Consider the following 3,387-nt stretch of genomic DNA (forward strand, 5'->3'; position numbering starts at 1 on the left):
CGAGCCCGGCTGCGGCGCCCGGCGGCGCAGTCGGCGCCAGTTCCGCGGCGCCCAAGCGCAAGGCCTACAAGCTGGTGGCCATCGGTACCTCCACCGGCGGCCCGGTGGCCCTGCAGCGGGTGCTGACCCAGCTGCCGGCCAATTTCCCGGCGCCGCTGGTGCTCGTCCAGCACATGCCGGCAGCCTTCACCAAGGCCTTCGCCGAGCGTCTGGACAAGCTCTGCCGCATCCAGGTCAAGGAGGCCGAGGACGGCGACCTGCTGCGCCCCGGCCTGGCCCTGCTGGCCCCCGGCGGCAAGCAGATGATGGTCGACGCCCGCGGCGCGGTGAAGATCCTGCCCGGCGACGAGCGCCTGAACTACAAGCCCTGCGTCGATATCACCTTCGGTTCGGCGGCCAAGTCCTATGGCGACAAGGTGCTGGCCGTGGTGCTCACCGGCATGGGCGCCGACGGCCGCGAAGGCGCGCGCCTGCTCAAGCAGGGCGGCAGCCAGGTGTGGGCGCAGGACGAGGCCAGCTGCGTGATCTACGGCATGCCCATGGCGGTGGTCAAGGCCAACCTGGCCGACGCGGTCTACGGCCTCGACGAGATCGGCCGGCACCTGACCGAGGCCTGCCTGTAATGAACCCTCACACGGGCGCGTGCGCATGGATGTACTGAGCCTGATCGGCGTCATTCTGGCGTTCGTCGCGATTCTCGGCGGCAACTACCTGGAGGGCGGCCACGCCGGCGCGCTGCTCAACGGCCCGGCGGCGCTGATCGTGATCGGCGGCACCCTCGGCGCGGCCTTCCTGCAGGCGCCGGTCAGCGTGTTCAAGCGCGCCATGGCCATCCAGCGCTGGATCTTCTTCCCACCGCGCATCGACCTGATCGGCGGTATCAACCGCGTGGTCGGCTGGAGCATGGTGGCGCGCAAGGAAGGCCTGCTCGGTCTCGAGGCGGTGGCCGACGCCGAACCCGACCCCTATGCGCGCAAGGGCCTGCAGCTGCTGGTCGACGGCGCCGAACCGGAATCCATCCGCAGCATCCTCGAGGTCGATCTGTACACCCAGGAGGCGCGTGATATCCAGGCGGCCAAGGTGTTCGAGAGCATGGGCGGCTACGCGCCGACCATCGGCATCATCGGCGCGGTGATGGGCCTGATCCACGTGATGGGCAACCTGGCCGACCCGAGCATGCTCGGCAGCGGCATCGCCGTGGCCTTCGTCGCCACCATCTACGGCGTCGGCTTCGCCAACCTGCTGCTGCTGCCGGCCGGCAACAAGCTCAAGGCCATCGCCATGCGCCAGTCGCGTTACCGCGAGATGCTGCTGGAGGGCATCCTGTCCATCGCCGAGGGTGAGAACCCGCGGTCCATCGAGTTGAAGCTGCAAGGCTTCATGGACTGATGGGAGGCTGTCATGGCGCGTCGGCGGCAGCATGAAGAACACGAGAATCACGAGCGCTGGCTGGTGTCCTACGCGGACTTCATCACCCTGCTGTTCGCCTTCTTCGTGGTGATGTACTCGATCTCCTCGCTCAACGAGGGCAAGTACAAGATTCTCTCCGAGACCCTGACCGGCGTGTTCAACCAGCCGGATCGCTCGATCAAACCGATCCCGGTGGGCGAGGAGCGGCCGCGCACCGGCGAGCCCGAGCGCGCCTCGCTGGACGAGGCCAACAGCGAGACCCCGGACGACTCCCTGCAGGATATCGCCGCCAGCGTGCGCCAGGCTTTCGGCGAGCTGATCCAGAACGAGCAGCTGACCGTGCGCGGCAACGAGATGTGGATCGAGATCGAGCTGAGTTCCAGCCTGCTGTTCCCCAGCGGCGACGCGCTGCCGAACAACCAGGCGTTCGACATCATCGAGAAGGTCGCCAAGATTCTGGCGCCTTATCAGAATCCAGTGAAGGTGGAAGGTTTCACCGACAACCTGCCTATCCAGACCAGCCAGTTTCCGACCAACTGGGAGCTGTCCTCGGCGCGGGCGGCGAGCATCGTGCGTATGCTGGCCATGGACGGCGTCGATCCGGCGCGGTTGGCGGCGGTCGGCTACGGCGAGTTCCAGCCGGTGGCGGACAACGCCACGGCCGAAGGGCGGGGGCGCAACCGCCGCGTGGTGCTGGTGATTTCGCGCAACCTCGACACCCGGCGCAGCGCCGGCAGCACCGCGGCGCAGCAGTCCGGCGCTGGCACGCAACCTGCACCGGCGCCTGTGTCGGAGGTTCCGCAATCGTGAGCCGTCAAATCCCAGTCGCCTGCTGCGTGCCGGCGACAGCCATTCTCGGCCTGAACGCCTCATGCCGGGAGGATGAAAGAAGATGAAAGTCTGGGCAGTAGCCAATCAGAAGGGTGGTGTCGGCAAGACCACCACCTCCATCGCCCTGGCCGGCCTGCTGGCCGATGCCGGCAAGCGGGTGGTGGTGGTCGACCTCGACCCGCACGGGTCGATGACCAGTTATTTCGGCCATGATCCCGATGCGCTGGAGCACAGCTGCTTCGACCTGTTCCTGCACCAGGGCGGCGTGCCCCAGGGCCTGCCCAGGCAGCTGCTGCACGGCACCAGCCACGAACGCATCTCCCTGCTGCCGTCGAGCACTGCGCTGGCCACCCTGGAGCGCCAGTCGCCGGGGCAGAGCGGCCTGGGCCTGGTGATCGCCAAGAGCCTGGCGCAGCTGTGGGAGGATTTCGACCACGCCATCATCGACAGCCCGCCGCTGCTCGGCGTGCTGATGGTCAATGCCCTGGCCGCCAGCCAGCAGCTGGTGATCCCGGTGCAGACCGAGTTTCTCGCGGTCAAGGGCCTCGAACGCATGGTCAGCACCCTGGCCATGATCAACCGCTCGCGCAAGCAGGCGCTGCCCTACACCATAGTGCCGACCCTGTTCGACCGCCGTACCCAGGCCTCGATGAGCACCCTGCGGGTGCTGCGCAACAGCTATCCCGAGCACCTCTGGCAGGCCTACATCCCGGTCGATACCCGTCTGCGCGATGCCAGCCGGGCCGGGCGCACGCCCTCGCAGTTCGATGCGGGCAGTCGCGGGGTGATCGCCTATCGGGCATTGCTCAAGCACCTGCTGAGCCATCAACCGGCAGCGCAGGTGGCCTGACATGCCCGTCTGTGTTGAACTGGCGCACTCAAGTCGGGCCGGGCTGCGGCCGATAGGCTGTACAGGTCTCCATCACGGGTTTCAGTCATGAGTCGTACCCTCGCCACCGCCACGCGTTCCCAGCTGGCCCTGCAGTCCTACCTCGACGGTCTGTTGCAGGAGGCCGCGGCCGAGCTGGAGATGTCCGTCAGCCTCGAGGAATTCGAGAGCGCGGTGCTCGAGGAGCAGGTGCGCGATGCGCGCCTGACGGCGCCTGCGCCGGTCGCTCCCGCACCTGTCGTCGCGCCGCGCGCGCC

The 3,387-nt window shown here is 67.7% G+C and carries 4 protein-coding genes and 1 pseudogene; all 5 read left to right on the forward strand.

All coding sequences use genetic code 11. From position 1 onward, the window contains the following. Positions 1-623 (forward strand): chemotaxis protein CheB (locus N878_RS15510; protein WP_021444531.1); only part of this gene is annotated, 623 nt, incomplete at its 5' end. Positions 624-648: 25 nt separating this feature from the next. Beyond that, positions 649-1,389: a flagellar motor protein gene (locus tag N878_RS15515; protein ID WP_021444532.1), complete on the forward strand. Its 741-nt coding sequence runs from the start codon at positions 649-651 to the stop codon at positions 1,387-1,389. 12 nt (positions 1,390-1,401) lie between these two features. Next, positions 1,402-2,220 (forward strand): flagellar motor protein MotD, encoded by an 819-nt coding sequence (motD, locus tag N878_RS15520; RefSeq protein WP_021444533.1) that lies wholly within the window; start codon positions 1,402-1,404, stop codon positions 2,218-2,220. Between the two features lie 82 nt (positions 2,221-2,302). Further along, entirely contained in the window at positions 2,303-3,091 is a 789-nt protein-coding gene (locus N878_RS15525; protein WP_021444534.1) for a ParA family protein, read from the forward strand. Between the two features lie 87 nt (positions 3,092-3,178). Further along, a pseudogene (locus tag N878_RS15530) lies at positions 3,179-3,387 on the forward strand (chemotaxis protein CheW); the annotation flags it as partial.

The sequence above is a fragment of the Pseudomonas sp. EGD-AK9 genome, assembly GCF_000465935.2.
Taxonomy (GTDB): Bacteria; Pseudomonadota; Gammaproteobacteria; order Pseudomonadales; family Pseudomonadaceae; genus Aquipseudomonas.

What these genes read in the sequence shown, in the direction of transcription:
- motD (WP_021444533.1), top strand. Translation starts at nt 1,402, where the DNA reads ATGGCGCGTCGGCGGCAGCATGAAGAACACGAGAATCACGAGCGCTGG.
- N878_RS15515 (WP_021444532.1), top strand. Translation starts at nt 649, where the DNA reads ATGGATGTACTGAGCCTGATCGGCGTCATTCTGGCGTTCGTCGCGATT.
- N878_RS15525 (WP_021444534.1), top strand. Translation starts at nt 2,303, where the DNA reads ATGAAAGTCTGGGCAGTAGCCAATCAGAAGGGTGGTGTCGGCAAGACC.